Annotated in this window: 13 protein-coding genes and 1 pseudogene; 6 read left to right on the top strand and 8 right to left on the bottom strand. The window is 75.5% G+C overall.

What is annotated here, in order from left to right; all coding sequences use genetic code 11:
* Positions 1–159 precede the first annotated feature (159 nt).
* The gene (locus P3H78_RS10230) at positions 160–2,937 is read left to right on the top strand and encodes a hypothetical protein (RefSeq protein WP_276108554.1); all 2,778 of its coding nucleotides are present in this window, start codon (positions 160–162) and stop codon (positions 2,935–2,937) included.
* 124 nt (positions 2,938–3,061) lie between these two features.
* Here P3H78_RS10230 and P3H78_RS10225 read toward each other — a convergent pair whose 3' ends face one another.
* Positions 3,062–3,454: a PPOX class F420-dependent oxidoreductase gene (locus P3H78_RS10225; RefSeq protein WP_276108553.1), complete on the bottom strand. Its 393-nt coding sequence runs from the start codon at positions 3,452–3,454 to the stop codon at positions 3,062–3,064.
* Between the two features lie 203 nt (positions 3,455–3,657).
* Here P3H78_RS10225 and P3H78_RS10220 point away from each other — a divergent pair, with 203 nt between their 5' ends.
* Complete coding sequence (locus P3H78_RS10220) at positions 3,658–5,040, top strand: S1 family peptidase (RefSeq protein WP_276108552.1); 1,383 nt, start codon at positions 3,658–3,660, stop codon at positions 5,038–5,040.
* 185 nt (positions 5,041–5,225) lie between these two features.
* On the opposite strand, the gene P3H78_RS10215 is transcribed toward P3H78_RS10220, so the two are convergent.
* The 5 genes from P3H78_RS10215 to P3H78_RS10195 all read right to left on the bottom strand — a co-directional run bounded on the left by P3H78_RS10215 (position 5,226) and on the right by P3H78_RS10195 (position 9,280).
* Positions 5,226–5,411 (bottom strand): hypothetical protein, encoded by a 186-nt coding sequence (locus P3H78_RS10215; protein WP_276108551.1) that lies wholly within the window; start codon positions 5,409–5,411, stop codon positions 5,226–5,228.
* A 174-nt stretch (positions 5,412–5,585) separates the two neighbouring features.
* A complete protein-coding gene (locus P3H78_RS10210; RefSeq protein WP_276108550.1) occupies positions 5,586–6,281 on the bottom strand; it encodes a L,D-transpeptidase family protein in 696 nt (231 codons plus the stop codon).
* Positions 6,282–6,464: 183 nt separating this feature from the next.
* Positions 6,465–7,379 (bottom strand): SDR family oxidoreductase, encoded by a 915-nt coding sequence (locus tag P3H78_RS10205; protein WP_276108549.1) that lies wholly within the window; start codon positions 7,377–7,379, stop codon positions 6,465–6,467.
* A 186-nt stretch (positions 7,380–7,565) separates the two neighbouring features.
* Positions 7,566–8,195 carry an MBL fold metallo-hydrolase gene (locus P3H78_RS10200; protein ID WP_276108548.1) on the bottom strand — a complete coding sequence of 210 codons (630 nt, stop codon included), beginning with the start codon at positions 8,193–8,195 and terminating at the stop codon, positions 7,566–7,568.
* A complete protein-coding gene (locus P3H78_RS10195; RefSeq protein WP_276108547.1) occupies positions 8,195–9,280 on the bottom strand; it encodes an S-(hydroxymethyl)mycothiol dehydrogenase in 1,086 nt (361 codons plus the stop codon). The genes P3H78_RS10200 and P3H78_RS10195 overlap by 1 nt, the downstream gene beginning before the upstream one ends.
* Positions 9,281–9,490: 210 nt before the next feature.
* Between P3H78_RS10195 and P3H78_RS10190 the strand changes: the two are divergent.
* Positions 9,491–9,820: pseudogene (locus tag P3H78_RS10190) on the top strand (ATP-binding cassette domain-containing protein); the annotation flags it as partial.
* A 228-nt stretch (positions 9,821–10,048) separates the two neighbouring features.
* Here the strand turns inward: P3H78_RS10190 and P3H78_RS10185 are convergent.
* Positions 10,049–10,345 (bottom strand): hypothetical protein, encoded by a 297-nt coding sequence (locus P3H78_RS10185; RefSeq protein ID WP_276108546.1) that lies wholly within the window; start codon positions 10,343–10,345, stop codon positions 10,049–10,051.
* Between the two features lie 170 nt (positions 10,346–10,515).
* Between P3H78_RS10185 and P3H78_RS10180 the strand changes: the two genes are divergently transcribed.
* From P3H78_RS10180 to P3H78_RS10170, 3 genes are all read left to right on the top strand, one after another.
* Positions 10,516–10,884, top strand: a complete 369-nt coding sequence (locus P3H78_RS10180; RefSeq protein ID WP_276108545.1) for a nuclear transport factor 2 family protein — start codon at positions 10,516–10,518, stop codon at positions 10,882–10,884.
* A complete protein-coding gene (locus P3H78_RS10175; protein WP_276108544.1) occupies positions 10,869–11,114 on the top strand; it encodes a hypothetical protein in 246 nt (81 codons plus the stop codon). The genes P3H78_RS10180 and P3H78_RS10175 overlap by 16 nt, the downstream gene beginning before the upstream one ends.
* Positions 11,115–11,380: 266 nt before the next feature.
* Positions 11,381–12,610, top strand: a complete 1,230-nt coding sequence (locus tag P3H78_RS10170; RefSeq protein ID WP_276108789.1) for a glycosyltransferase — start codon at positions 11,381–11,383, stop codon at positions 12,608–12,610.
* Positions 12,611–12,964: 354 nt separating this feature from the next.
* Here the strand turns inward: P3H78_RS10170 and P3H78_RS10165 are convergent, their stop codons facing one another.
* A complete protein-coding gene (locus P3H78_RS10165) occupies positions 12,965–13,627 on the bottom strand; it encodes a TetR/AcrR family transcriptional regulator (protein WP_276108543.1) in 663 nt (220 codons plus the stop codon).
* Between the last annotated feature and the right edge of the window lie 77 nt (positions 13,628–13,704).

Genomic DNA, 13,704 nt, shown 5'->3' with positions numbered 1-13,704 from the left:
GGGCTTCCCGTCCGCCCAACCACGTGGCGGGATAGCGCCGTTGGGCCCCGCCCCGGGCATGTCACAGGCAACCCACAGGGTTCGCCCTCCGTCCTCCGGGGCGCGAGAGGCCCCCGGGACCGACGGGGTGCCCGCGCATCGGGTGACCAGGAGGAACCCTTGATCCGTGCCCGGCGAACAGGGATCACCGCCGCGGCGGTGCTCGCCCTCATAGCGGCCGCGCCCTGGCCCGCGCAGGCCCGGCAGGCCACCGCCACCGCGGCGTTCACCGCGGTGGACGCCGACGGCGGGCTGCCGCCGGGCTGGCGCGTCACCGGCGAGGGGGCCGATCGGGAGCTGGTGTGGCGTTCCCCGGCGCCGGTCGCCCTCGGGGACGCACGCGTCGAGTTCTACGCGGGCGGCCGCCTGCTCGGCCGGCCGCGGCCCGGTCCGGACGGCCGCACCTTCCGGCTCGGTCCGGACCGGACACCCGCCTCCGGGCTGACCGGGCTTCAGGTCCTGGCGTCCGGGCGGCGGCTGGACGCCCCCTCCGCATCGGCCGCCCCGCCCGGCCGCAGCGGCCCGACCGCCGCCCCGCCTCCGGCCCCGCTCCCGGCGAACGCCGTGGACCCGGGCCGGCCGGGCCGCTACGCGACCACCACCGGCGAGTACACCCTCGCCCCCGTCCGGCTGCCCGGCCTCGCGGCGCCGGTGGAGATGAAGGCCGTCGTGGTCGCCCCGCGCGGCGCCACCGGCACCCGCCCGCTCGCCCTGTTCCTGCACGGCCGCCACGCCACCTGCTACGCGTCGCACGGCAGGGTCTCCGGGGACTGGCCGTGCCCGGCGGGCACCCGGCCGATCCCGAGCCACCGCGGCTACCTCCGGGACCAGCGGCTCCTCGCCTCACAGGGCTACGTCACGGTGTCCGTCGCGGCGAACGGCGTCAACGGGCAGGATTTCGCCGCCGAGGACGGGGGTGCTCAGGCCCGCTCCTCGCTGGTGCGGCTGCACCTGGCCCACTGGGCCGACTGGGCCGCCCGCCCCGCCTCGGCCCCGGACGCCGTCCGCCGGGCGCCCCGGGCCGACCTCTCCCGCGTCCTGCTGGTCGGGCACTCGCGCGGCGGCGAGGGCGTCAACCGGGCCGCCCTCGACAGCCTGAACCCGCCGCCGGCCGGCCAGGACGGCTACCGCGGCGCGGTCCGCTGGCACATCCGCGGCACCGTGCTGATCGGCCCGACGGTCTTCGGTCAGAACCCGGTCGCCGACGTGCCCTCGACGACGATCCTGCCGGGCTGCGACGGCGACGTCTCCGATCTCCAGGGCGAGCTGTACGTCGACGGCACCCGGGGCACCGGACGGGGCACCGCCCTGCACAGTGCCGTCTACATGGTCGGCGCGGACCACAACTTCTTCAACACCGAATGGACGCCGGGCACGGCGCAGGCGCCGGCCGAGGACGACTTCTGGGACGACCCCGCACACCGCGACCCGCTCTGCTCGCCGGGCACCCGGACCCGGCTGACCGCGGACCAGCAGCACCGGGCGGGCGCCACCTACATCGCCGCGGCGGCACGGCTGTTCGTCGCCGGCGACGACCGCGTGCGCCCGCTCCTGGACGGCTCCGGCCGCCGCGCCCCGTCGGCCGACCCGGCCCGGGTGCTCACGCACGCCGTCGGCGCCGGGCGCGGCGGCGGCCTCCTCCCCGACGGGCCGGTCACGGTGACCGGCGGCCGGCTGTGCTCCGCGGTCGACCCGCGGCCCTCGGTCGCCTGCCTCGGCACCGGCTCGTCCGGCACGTCGCCGCACTTCGCGCGCTGGGAGACCGACCGGGAGACCGGGCGCCGCGCCGTGGCGCTGCGCTGGACCGCCGCGGGACGTCCGGTCGTGGTCCGGCCGGGCACGCCGCTGTCCCTCGCCGGCGCCACGGATCTGACGCTGCGTCTGATCGTGCCGCCGAACACCTCCGGGACACGGCTGGACGTGTCCGTCACCGACACCGCCGGCCACCGTGCCACGCTCGGGCGCGTCGACGCGGACGGGCTCCCGGGCACCGAACGGACCGCCTCCGCCTGGGCGCGCGAGCTGCGGGTCCCGCTGACGGCCGCCCGCGGCGCCGGAGTCGACCTGCGACGCGTGGGCGCGCTGGAGCTGACGCCCCGCACCCGGTCGGGCCGCGCCTGGCTGATGGACGCCTGGGGCTGGCGCGCCGGGACACCGGCGGTCCGGCCGGACGCGCTGCCCCGCGTCGACGTCGGCCGGCTCACCGTCGCCGAGGGCGACTCCGGTGTGCGCACCTACCGGGTGCCCGTCCGGGTGTCCGGGCACGGCCAGGGTCAGGTGCGCGTGTACGTCCTCGATCCGGCGACGGGCCGGAGCACGGAGCGGCTGGTGGCCGTGCGCGCGGGCGGCCCCGCCGTCGACGTGCCGGTACGGGTCGAGGGCAACACCCGCTACGGCCCGGACGTGTCCCACGACGTGCTGGTGAAGGCGGTGCGCCACGCGGTGGTCGGGTCCTACCGGGGCGGGGTGACCGTGCGGAACGACGATCCGCGGCCCACGGTCACCGCGACGCCGGTCGCCGGACGGGTCACCGAGGGCAGGTCCCTCACATGGCGGCTGACCCTGTCCGCGGCCGCCGACACCGGGGTCCCGCTCGCCTTCGCCGTGCGGCCCGTGCCGCACGGGCCGGAGCTGTCCACGAGGGACGTCGACCCGCGGTGGCTGCGGGAGGTCTCGGGCGCCTCGCCGACGCCGGAGCGCCCGCTGTCGAAGGTGCCGGGCCTGACCCTGCGGCTGTCCGTCCCGGCGGGCCGGCGCAGCGCGGACCTCGCGGTGCCGACGGTCCGCGACCGGGTCCGGGAGCATCCGGAGTCGGTGCGCCTGCAGGCCGTCGACGACGAGGGCAGGCCGCAGCCCGGCGGGCCCGTGCTGACCGGCACGGTCGTCGACGGCGCGTAGCGGGAAGCCGGACGGGTCCGGGCGGTGCGCCCGGACCGGTCCGGCACCCGACCCGTCCGGGCCCGCTCGGGCGGCGGCCGTGCGAGCCTGCCGGGGCGGCCGGCCGTGCGGGCCGGACGGGGTGTCAGGCGGTGGGCGCGAGCACGATCCGGATGCCGACGGTGCCCTGTTCGCCCCGGCGCAGCCGGCTGCCGAACAGGGTGAGGCGCCCAAGGATGCCGTACTTGCGGGCGACGAGACCGCGGTAGCGCGCGGTGGCGGCCGGGTCGCAGATCTCCGCCGTCGCCGGCATCTGGTCGCCGGTGGGGTTGCCCCGCACGTCGCACGGCCCGACCAGGACGTCGCCGCGGTTGCGGATCCGCTTGACCTTCCAGGAGTCGGCGGCCGTCCACACGCCGAGCGCGTCGCCGTCGCGGACCACCCACACCGGGGTGGCGACCGGAGTGCCGTTCCTGCGGTAGCTGGTGACCAGCAGGTACTTGCCGGCGCCGAGGCGCTCCAGCGCGGTGTCGTCCATGCCCGCAGTCTAAGCCGAGACGTGCGCACGGGCTCGCGGGGCGGCGTCCGGGCACGCGCACGCGCTCCCCGCGCGCCGTGAGGAGAGGGGACCACGGCGGCGGTGAACGCACGGGGTGCCGGGTGCGTATGGGAGTGGGGGCGCTCAACGACCGTGGCGCCCTGCGGTGTTGAGTCCGCGCGTTCGGGGTTCGGGAGCCACGCATGAGGCACGTACGACGACGGGTCGTCCGGCGGGTGACACGGCTGACGGCCGTCGCGGGACTACTGCTGGGAGGGGCGATGGTCACGCAGGCGGCGATGGCCGCCGAGTCCCCAGGCGCGACCGCCGTGCCGCGCAGCGCCCCGCCGTCCTCCGTGGACCTCGGCTCGGGCCTGGCGGCACGGCTCGGCGCCTCCCGCACCGCGGGCAACTGGATCGGCGCGGACGGCCGTCCGGTCGTCGCCGTGACGGACGCGGCGGCCGCCGCCGAGGTGCGGCGGGCCGGCGCCGAGCCGAGGATCGTGCGGCACAGCATGGCCGAACTGAGGTCGGCCGCGTCGACGCTGCGGGCGGCGCCCCGGGTGGCGGGCACGGCGTGGGTGATGGACTACCGGTCCAACCGGGTGGTGGTGGAGGCCGACCGCACCGTCTCCGTGAGCGACTGGGGACGGATGTCCCGCGTCGCCGGCGGGATCGGCCCGTTCGTGCACATGGAGCGCACCCGGGGCGCGTTCACCACCCGGCTCAACGGGGCGCAGCCCATCCTGTCGACCGGCGGCCGCTGTTCGGCCGGGTTCAACGTGACGGACGGGAAGACCGACTTCATCCTCACCGCCGGGCACTGCGGGCCGGCCGGATCGACCTGGTTCGCCGACAACCAGGGTGACCGGCAGTTGGGCCGTACCGTCCGGAGCACCTTCCCGGGCAACGACTTCTCGCTGGTGCAGTACGCCTCCGGGCGTGCGGGCGAGGGCGCCGGGATCGTGGCGATCGGCGGTGGCAAGGGGGTGCGGATCACCGGCACGGCGGACGCGTCGGTGGGGCAGCGGGTCTTCCGCAGCGGCAGCACCAGCGGGCTGCACGACGGCCGGGTGACCGGCCTGAACGCCACGGTGAACTACCCCGAGGGCACCGTCACCGGGCTGATCCAGACAACGGTGTGCGCGGAGCCCGGGGACAGCGGAGGACCGCTGTTCTCGGACGGCATCGCGCTCGGCGTGACCTCGGGCGGCAGCGGCGACTGCACGCAGGGCGGCACGACGTTCTTCCAGCCGGTGACGAAGGCCCTGTCCGCGCTCGGGATGAAGCTGCTCGTGTCGGCGCCGCAGTCCGGCGGCCAGGGGTCGGTGCCCGCCACGGCTCCGCCCGGCTCGGCGTCGCGCGGCTCGATCGCGCCGGGCGCGGCCTCACCGGGGTCCTCGGCCACCGCGGGCGACGGCACGAACGCCGCCACCCTGGTGTCCCGGCTCACGGACCCGGGCACCGTCGGCCCCGGCCTGCTGATCATCGCGGGCAGTCTGGTCGCGCTGGTCGCCACGCGGTGGATCCGTGCGGAGCAGGACCGCAAGGCGTACCAGCGGTACTACTCGGCGACCTGGGGATAGGCGGCCCCCTCCGGCAGGGCTGGGAAGTGACGGGGCTCATGCGGCGGACGCGGGCAGGCGTGACCGCGCCGACGGGTTCCGGCCCGCCGGCGGGTGCGATGCCGTGGTCGACGGCGAAGGCGTACGAGAAGGGCACCCTCTCGCTCGGGGTGCCCGGAGGCTGGTAACCGGTGCCCGGTGGTGGCTCAGGCCGCCCTGACCGTATGCGGAGCCGCCGCGGCCCACTCCATGACGAGCCGCTGGTATTCCTCGCGCTGCTCCGTGGTCAGTGTCCCGCCCGACCGGCGCCACAGGGCCCGGATCTCCTCGTTGACCTCCGCGGCCGATCTCTCGGAGACGGGTTCAACAGTGGTGGACATGCTGTGAAGCATATGCCGATCGTCGTGAAGGCGCTGTGAGTAAGTGCACGCCATAGGGGCATTTCGGACCGTGTTGCTCATCACGTCAACGAGCCGTTCCCTCACCGGGAGTTCACTTCCGCAGGTCATCGCGGGGCCGTGCCACACCCGAGCCGGCGGCGGCGCCGCCGGCCGGGCGCCGGTCCGTCAGGTGCCCGGCTTGCGGCCGTAGACGAAGACGTCGTCGCCCTTCTTCAGGAGCGACCAGTAGGACTTGGCGTCCTTCGTCGTCATGTTCACGCAGCCGTGGGACCCCGGCGGGTTCCACATGCTGAGGCCGACCGAGTGGAAGGCCTGGCCGCCGTCGAAGAACTGGCTGTACGGCATCGACACGTGGTACAGCGACGAGACGTGGTCGATGTCACGCCAGTAGATCTTCTTCAGGCCGGTGCGGGTCTCGTAGCCGTTCCGGCCGGTGCGCACGGGCACGGGGCCGTAGACCAGGCGGCCGCCGTCCTGGATCCAGCTCAGCTGGACCGTGAGGTCGACGCAGGCGATGCGGCCCTTGTCGACCGGGCACCTGCCGGCCCTGTTCGGCTTGTCGCCCACCGCCTTCTGCTTGTTCATGAGGTCCATCACACCCCAGGTGACGGATCCCGCGTAGCCGATGTTCGGCGTGATGCCGTGCTTGGTCTGGAAGGCCTGGATGGCCTTGCAGTCGGCGGCGGACTGGCGGCCGTCGACGGGACGGCCGAGGAACTTCTCCACCTGCTTCTGGTACGGCCCGGCCTGCGTCGTGCAGCTCGCGGCCTGCGCCGGCGCGGCGCCGAGTGCGAGACCGAGCGGCGCGACCAGCCCGGTGACCCCCAGCGCGACGACACTCCGTCTCGATATGCCCCTCATGTCCGGATATCCCCCTTCATCTGTCCCGCTGCTCTCCGAGAGCTAGACATCCGGGGGCCGGTGTTGGTTGTGGTGCCGGCCGGCCCGAGACGAAACGGTGGCACCGCGGACCCGGGCGGCGCGGCGGGCCCGCTACGGGCGGCCGGGCCGATCGGGGCGCACGGGCGAGCGGCGGACGGGCGGTCAGCGGTAGCCGGTCGTGTCCGCCGGCCGGCCCGCGTCGTGGACCTCGGCGAGGTAGCGCCAGGCGTCCGGACGGGTGCCGTCCAGGTCGGTGAAGCCGTACTCGCAGGCGAGGCCGCCGCTGGACAGCGACTGCCCGTTGAAGCGGGTCACCTCCGCGTCGGCGGCGAGGGCGGCCACCGCCCGGCCCACGTAGCGCGGGCTCTCGGAGATGGCGAAGTGCGGCACCTGCTCCAGGGCGTCGCGCCAGTTGTCCTCGCGGACACCGAAGTGCTCCAGCATGATCTCCGACCGCATCCAGCCCGGCGTCAGGGCGACGGCGGTGGCCCCACGGGGGCCCAGTTCGTGCCCGAGCGCGAAGGCCATCCGCAGTACGGACGCCTTGGCGAGGTCGTAGAAGAAACCGACCCGGTAGGTGTCGCGGTTGTAGGCGGCGGTGCCGTCGGTCATCTCGACCACCAGGCCGCCGGGGTGACGCAGCAGCAGCGGCAGGGCGTGATGGCTGGTGACCGCGTGGGTCTCCACCGCCAGGCGGAGCAGCCTGAGCCCGGCGTCGAGGTCGTGCTCCCACAGCGGGGTGTCCCGGGCGAAGAGGTGCTCGGCGCCCCAGATGTCGTTCACGAGGACGTCGAGGCGGCCGTGGTCCGCGCCGATCCGGTCCACCACGGCCCGTACCTGGGCCGGGTCGAGGTGGTCGGCGGGGACGGCGATGCCGTGCCCGCCCGCGGCGGTGACCAGGTCGGCGGTGTCCTCGACGGTCTCGGGGCGGTCGTACTCCGACCGGCGGGCCCGGGTGCTGCGCCCCGTGACGTACACGGTGGCGCCGGCCGCGCCCAGTTCCACGGCGATCCCCCGTCCCGCGCCCCGCGTCGCCCCAGCGACCAGTGCGATCCTGCCTCGAAGCGGTCCCGCCATGTCCGGCCTCCCGTACGTGTCCCGTCGATGCCGCCGTCGAGGATGCCGTGGAATCCGGACATCTTCTGTCGCCTTTTCCGACGGACCTGCCGGAGCCCGCAGCCGATCTGGCACAGACTCCGAAGACCGCTCCCCCAGGCCGCTCCGGGCCCGTCGCCCGGGCCCGGAGCGCCAGTCCGCACCGGATCAGTGGCCCCGGTCGATCCACTCCTGCAGGTGCGGGGCCTCCGCACCGATGGTGGTCGCGTCGCCGTGGCCGGTGAGGACCTTCGTCTCGGGCGGCAGGGTGAGCAGCCGGTCGCGGATCGAGGTGATGATCGTCGGGAAGTGCGAGTAGGAGCGGCCGGTGGCACCGGGACCGCCCTGGAAGAGGGTGTCGCCGGTGAAGACGGTGCCCAGTCCCGGGTCGTACAGGCAGACCGCGCCGGGGGCGTGGCCGGGCGTGTGGATGACCGTCAGGTCCGCGCCCGCGGCCTCGATGACCTGACCGTCGGTCAGGTGCTCGTCGGGGTCGCGGTCCGGGTGGGTGAGCTTCCACAGCGGCAGGTCGTCGGGGTGCAGCCAGATCGTCGCGCCGGTCAGGTCGGCGAGTTCGGGAGCGGCGTTGACGTGGTCGTTGTGCGCGTGGGTGCACACGATGGCGCTCAGCCGGCGGTCGCCGACGGCCTCGGCGATGGCCCGGGCGTCGTGCGCGGCGTCGATGACGATCGCCTCGTGGTCGTCGCCCACGATCCAGACGTTGTTGTCCACCTCCCAGCTGCCGCCGTCGAGCGTGAAGCGGCCTGAGGTGACGAGGCGTTCGATGCGGGCGGCCATCAGAACACCACCACCGAGCGCAGCACGTCGCCGTGGTGCATCCGCTCGAACGCCTTCTCCACCTCGTCGAGCCGGATGGTCTCGGTCACGAACTTGTCCAGCGGCAGACGCCCCTGGAGGTGCAGGTCGACGAGCATCGGGAAGTCGCGGGAGGGCAGGCAGTCCCCGTACCAGGACGACTTGAGCGCACCGCCCCGCCCGAAGACGTCAAGCAGGGGCAGTTCGAGCTTCATCTCCGGGGTGGGCACACCGACCAGCACGACGGTCCCGGCGAGGTCGCGGGCGTAGAAGGCCTGACGGTAGGTCTCGGGGCGGCCCACGGCCTCGATGACGACGTCGGCGCCGAAGCCGCCGGTGAGGTCGCGGATCGCCTCGACCGGGTCGGCCTCCTTGGAGTTGACGGTGTGCGTGGCGCCCATGGTGCGGGCGGTCTCCAGCTTGCGGTCGTCGACGTCGACGGCGATGATCCTGGACGCGCCGGCGAGGTGCGCGCCGGCCACGGCCGCGTCGCCGACACCGCCGCAGCCGATGACGGCGACGGTGTCGCCGCGTCCGACGCTCCCGGTGTTGATCGCGGCGCCGATGCCCGCCATCACCCCGCAGCCCAGCAGCCCGGCCACGGCCGGGGCCACCGACGGGTCGACCTTGGTGCACTGGCCCGAGGCGACGAGCGTCTTCTCGGCGAAGGCGCCGATGCCGAGCGCCGGGGACAGCTCGGTGCCGTTGGTGAGGGTCATCCGCTGCCGGGCGTTGTGCGTGTCGAAGCAGTACCAGGGACGGCCGCGCAGGCACGCCCGGCAGTTTCCGCACACCGCACGCCAGTTGAGGATCACGAAGTCGCCGGGCGCGACGTCCGTGACGCCCTCGCCCACCGACTCCACGACGCCCGCGGCCTCGTGGCCGAGCAGGAAGGGGAACTCGTCGTTGATGCCGCCCTGTTTGTAGTGCAGGTCGGTGTGGCAGACGCCGCAGGCCTGGACGCGTACGACGGCCTCGCCCGGTCCCGGGTCCGGCACGACGATCGTCTCGACCCGCACGGGCTCGTTCTTCCCGGGCGCGATCACGCCGCGCACTTCCTGCGCCATGGTGGTGGTCCTTCCATCGGCCGGTGTTCGTCCTGCCGACCCTACGCGTGACTGATCGGTAAGGGCACGGAAGTACCGCGCACCGGGCCCGGGCGCGGCGCCGGGGCCCCGACCCGCGCCGCGCCCTCCGGACCGCGGCCGGTCCGGCGGATCCGGCGGACCGGCCGCCAAGCAGCCTTGACGCTTCGCCGGAGTCCGGGCAGGGAGAGCAGCGGCACCAAGTTGTCCGGCGGGGAGCGGCAGAGGGTGGCGATCGTCCACGCCCTGCTGCGCCGGCCGCGCCTGCTGCTCCTGGACGAGGCGACCTCGTAGCCGGACGCGGTGGACGAGGCGGCCCTGCGCGACACGGTCGCCGACGTGGCCCGGACGACCACCGTGCCGGTCGTCGCCCAACGGCTGTCCACGGTGACGGCGGCCGACCGGATCGTCGTCATGGACGCGGGCCGGGTCCGCGCGGTGGGCACTCACCGCGGCCTCGTGGCCGCCGACGCGCTCCACGCCGGGCCGGCGGCCACGCAGTTCCTCGCGACGGACGGGTGACCGGGGCGGCGCGGCGGGAGCGGGAGGACCGGCGCGCGGAGGCCCGCCCGCCCCGGCCGGGCGCCCGTGGGCCGGCACCGGCCGGCCCCGGCCCACGGGCCCCGTCCCGGCGGGGGCGTCCCGGCAGTCGCCGCGGTCCCGGCTCCTCACGTCCCGTCCGGGTCCCGGACACGCGGACGCCCGCCCGGTCCGGCGCGGGGCGCGCGGGGCCGGGCGGGCACGGGCGGGTCAGTGCTGGACGGCGGGGACCATGCCGAGGACCGGGGCGACCGGGTCCGTGAGCTGGTTCAACCGGTTCAGGTCACGGAGGTGGTCGAGCCCGCTGAGCTGACCGGCGACCGTGGGGACCTGGGCCCGCTGCGGGGCGGGGATGCTCTGGGCCGCCAGGGAGTCGAGCACGCCGAGGGGCTTGAGCGGACCGGCGACCGGGGCGGCGCCGGGAGCGGCACTGGCCGGCAGCGAGGCGAGGCCGGTGACCGAGGCGGCGAGACCGACGGCGGCGACGATGCGTCGAGTGGAGATCATGCCCTCAGCAACGGACTCGGCGGGCCCGGGGACACGGCCGGGCGGCGACGCTCACCCGTCAGGCGGAGCACCCCGGCTGCGCTTGCCCGGCCAGGAGGAGCGGAGGAGCCTCGGAGGTGAGGCCCGTCGCGGCCCTCCTCCCCGGGCCGCCGCCTTCGTAGGAGGTCACCATGGCTACCACGGCAAGCCCCGCCTTCGACACCGAGAGCCTGCGGCGGGGCATCGAAGGGGACGGCTCGTCCGCGTTGCTGTCGCTCTACGCGGACGACGCGGAGATCCGGATCATCGACCACCACACCCAGCCCAGCCACCCGAAGATCCTGCACGGCCGCGAGGAGATCGGCTCGATGCTGGACGACGTCTACAGCCGGGACATGACGCACAGGCTGGAGCAGTGCGTCGTCGAGGGCGACCGCGCCGCGTACGTGGAGTCCTGCGCCTATCCCGACGGCGTGCGCGTCCTGGCCGAGTCCATGATCACCCTGCGGGACGGCAAGATCGCCGAGCAGATCATGATCCAGGCATGGGACGAGGAGTGAGGCGGGCCGGGCGGGTCGCGGTCAGTTCCCGACTGACCTGGACCTTCTCGGCACGTGCCGGGTTCCGGCCGGGTGCGGTGCCGTGGCGGCGGCGCCGCAACTCCACGGCCGCCCGGCTCCTCTCCGCCGCCGCGCTGCGCTCCGCGCTGCACCCGCCGCGGACCGGCCGAGGTACCCGGCTGCCGCAGTGGCCGGGTCCGGCGAACGGGCGGCATCTGCGGCACCGGTGACCGGTCTGTGCGGGCACCGGTCCCACGTGCACCGTTTCGGGCGTGCATCTGCGCCGGCCGGGACGCGCGGCGCCAGGCGTGGGGGGCCGGTCTGGGGGGAGCGGGCGGTGCGGGTGTGCGGTGCCGGCGCGCGGGGCGCGGGTCGGCCGCGGTGCCGGGCGGACCACGGCCGGGGCGCGATGGGGGTGAAGGCCGGGGCGTCGGTCGGGTCGTTCCGCGGCGGCGGCCCGCACCGCCCGCATACTGACCGCGTGCGCGTAGCGATCATGACAGCGGGCTCCCGGGGAGACGTCGTCCCCTTCACCGGACTCGGGCACGGGCTGGCCCGTGCGGGACACGAGGTCACCCTGGTCACCCACGGCTGCTTCCAACCACTGGTCGCGGGCTCGGGCCTGAGCTTCCATCCGCTGCCGGTGGACCCCCGGGCCGAGCTGGACTCGACGCGCGGGCAGCGGCTGCACCGCAGTGCGACGGGCGCGGGCAAGATGGTCCGGGCCGTCGGGATCGTAAGGGCGGCGCTGGCGCGGATGACCGACGACCTGATCGCGGCGGCGGAGAAGAGCGACATCCTGCTTCTCTCCGGCTCCCTCGGGCCGGTCGGGCACGCCATCGCCGAGGCGCTGTCCCTGCCCAGCCTCGGCACGCACCTCCAACCGCTTTCCCCCACGGGTGAGTTCGCCCCTCCGCTGCTCGGCGGCGGTCAGTGGGGTGCACCGGTGAACCGGCTCGCGGGACACGGGGTGAACCTGGTCGTGGAGCGGGTGTTCTCGGCGGCGGTCCCGGCCGTGCGGGCCCGGCTCGGGCTGCCCCCGGCCCGGATCGGCACCGCGCGGCGCATCCGGTCGGGGCTGCGGCAGCCGGTGCAGCACGGGTTCAGCCCGCTGGTGGTGCCCCGGCCGCGGGACTGGCGGGCGGGGCTGGAGGTGTCCGGCTACTGGTGGCCGTACGACAACGGCGACCGACTCCCCCGCGTGCTGCGGGACTTCCTCGACGCCGGTCCCCCGCCGGTGTTCGTCGGGCTGGGCAGCGCCACCGTGCCCGACCCGGGCCTGCTGAGCGAGGTGATCGTGCGTGCGCTGCGCCGGGCGGGACTGCGCGGGGTGGTGCAGCGCGGCTGGAGCGGTCTGGAGGCGACCGGCGACGACGTCGTGACCGTCGGAGAGGTGCCGCACGCCGCGCTGTTCCCGCGGATGCTCGCGGTGGTGCACCACGCCGGGGCGGGCACGACCGCGGCGGGGCTGCGGGCCGGGGTGCCCGCCGTGCCGGTGCCGGTCCAGTTCGACGAGGGGTTCTGGGCCGCGCGGCTGGTCGGGCTCGGGGTGGCCCCGTGCGCCGTGCCGCTGCGCGGCCTCACGCCGGACGCGCTGGCCGCGGCCCTCGCCCGGGTCACCCGGGACTCCGCCCACCGGGAGCGGGCCGCGGCACTGGGCACCCGCATCCGCGCCGAGGACGGCGTGGCCCCGGTCCTGCGGGCGATCGACCGGCTCGCGGGGTAGGACCTGCTGCGGCCGATGCCGCCCGTCCTGCCGGGACGAGCGCCCCCACGGCATACGCTGCGCGTGTCCGCGCCGCGAGGCACACACCGCCACGCCCGCGCCCCGGACCGCAGACCGCAGACCGCAGACGGCACACGGCACACGGCACACGGCAGACCGCAGAGCGCAGAGCGCAGACCGCTGCACGGAACCCGCCGCACGGACCCCTGGGTGCGATCGCCGCACAGGGGCATGGGGCCTGGTCGCCGCGCACCGACGCGGGGCCCGGTTCGCCTGGCCGGCGTCGCGTGGCATGGACAGCCGCGTGCGGCCGGCCGCGTGCGGCCGGAGCGGCTCCTCCGCTCCGGCCGCGCATCACCGCGGCCCGGGGTTCCAGTCGCGGGGGCGCAGGATCGCGAGGAGCTGGCGGACGAGTTCGTCGACGACCTCGTCGAGGGAGGCGTCGACCCAGCCCGCGCTCCAGTCGTGCAGGAGTCCGTTGACGCTGCCGATGAACGCCGTGGCGGCGATGCGGTAGTCCCGCGGGGCGGCCTCGCCCCGGGCGGCGGCGGCCGCGGCCTCGGCGCAGACGAGGTCGACCCAGTGGGCGCGGCGGGCCAGGCGCTGCTCCTCCAGGCGCGGGCTGACGCCGATGATCTCGACGAAGGTGATGCGGATCCGGCGCGGGTCCGCTGCGACGCTGCCCGCGTACGCGCGGAACAGCGCGGCGACGCGTTCGTCCAGCGGCAGCGGTGCCGCGTCGGCCAGGGCGTCCCGGACCGCCTGCTCGGCCCAGCCGTTGACCTGGAGGTGGAGGGCGGCCAGGACGTCCTCCAGCGTGCGGAACTCCTCGTAGAACTGCCGGGTGGACAGCTGGGCGGCCTCGCTCAGCGCGGAGACGGTCGTGGCGCGGAAGCCGGGCCGGTCGCCGAAGAGCTGCAGCGCGGCCCCGAGGAAGCGCGCGCGCCGCTCGGCCTGCCGCTCCTCGGCGGACCTGCCGCCGTAACGGCCGGTCGGCGCCCTGAGTCTGCCCGTCACGGTCCCTCCCTCGCCGGGCCGGCGCGCGTCCCGCGCCGGCCCGGCGCCAATTTTGTCGTGTACGCGGTCTTGTGGTG

It is taken from the genome of Streptomyces tropicalis, from assembly GCF_029269835.1.
GTDB classification, from domain to species: Bacteria; Actinomycetota; Actinomycetes; order Streptomycetales; family Streptomycetaceae; genus Streptomyces; species Streptomyces tropicalis.
The sequence above is the reverse complement of the archived record's forward strand: the minus strand, read 5'-3'. Positions and strand labels throughout refer to the sequence as shown.

Bases quoted from the DNA above. Each gene is read 5' to 3' on its own strand.
- P3H78_RS10225 (WP_276108553.1), bottom strand. From the start codon at position 3,454: ATGGACGACACCGCGCTGGAGCGCCTCGGCGCCGGCAAGTACCTGCTG.
- P3H78_RS10220 (WP_276108552.1), top strand. From the start codon at position 3,658: ATGAGGCACGTACGACGACGGGTCGTCCGGCGGGTGACACGGCTGACG.
- P3H78_RS10215 (WP_276108551.1), bottom strand. From the start codon at position 5,411: ATGCTTCACAGCATGTCCACCACTGTTGAACCCGTCTCCGAGAGATCG.
- P3H78_RS10210 (WP_276108550.1), bottom strand. From the start codon at position 6,281: ATGAGGGGCATATCGAGACGGAGTGTCGTCGCGCTGGGGGTCACCGGG.
- P3H78_RS10205 (WP_276108549.1), bottom strand. From the start codon at position 7,379: ATGGCGGGACCGCTTCGAGGCAGGATCGCACTGGTCGCTGGGGCGACG.
- P3H78_RS10200 (WP_276108548.1), bottom strand. From the start codon at position 8,195: ATGGCCGCCCGCATCGAACGCCTCGTCACCTCAGGCCGCTTCACGCTC.
- P3H78_RS10195 (WP_276108547.1), bottom strand. From the start codon at position 9,280: ATGGCGCAGGAAGTGCGCGGCGTGATCGCGCCCGGGAAGAACGAGCCC.
- P3H78_RS10185 (WP_276108546.1), bottom strand. From the start codon at position 10,345: ATGATCTCCACTCGACGCATCGTCGCCGCCGTCGGTCTCGCCGCCTCG.
- P3H78_RS10180 (WP_276108545.1), top strand. From the start codon at position 10,516: ATGGCTACCACGGCAAGCCCCGCCTTCGACACCGAGAGCCTGCGGCGG.
- P3H78_RS10175 (WP_276108544.1), top strand. From the start codon at position 10,869: ATGGGACGAGGAGTGAGGCGGGCCGGGCGGGTCGCGGTCAGTTCCCGA.
- P3H78_RS10170 (WP_276108789.1), top strand. From the start codon at position 11,381: ATGACAGCGGGCTCCCGGGGAGACGTCGTCCCCTTCACCGGACTCGGG.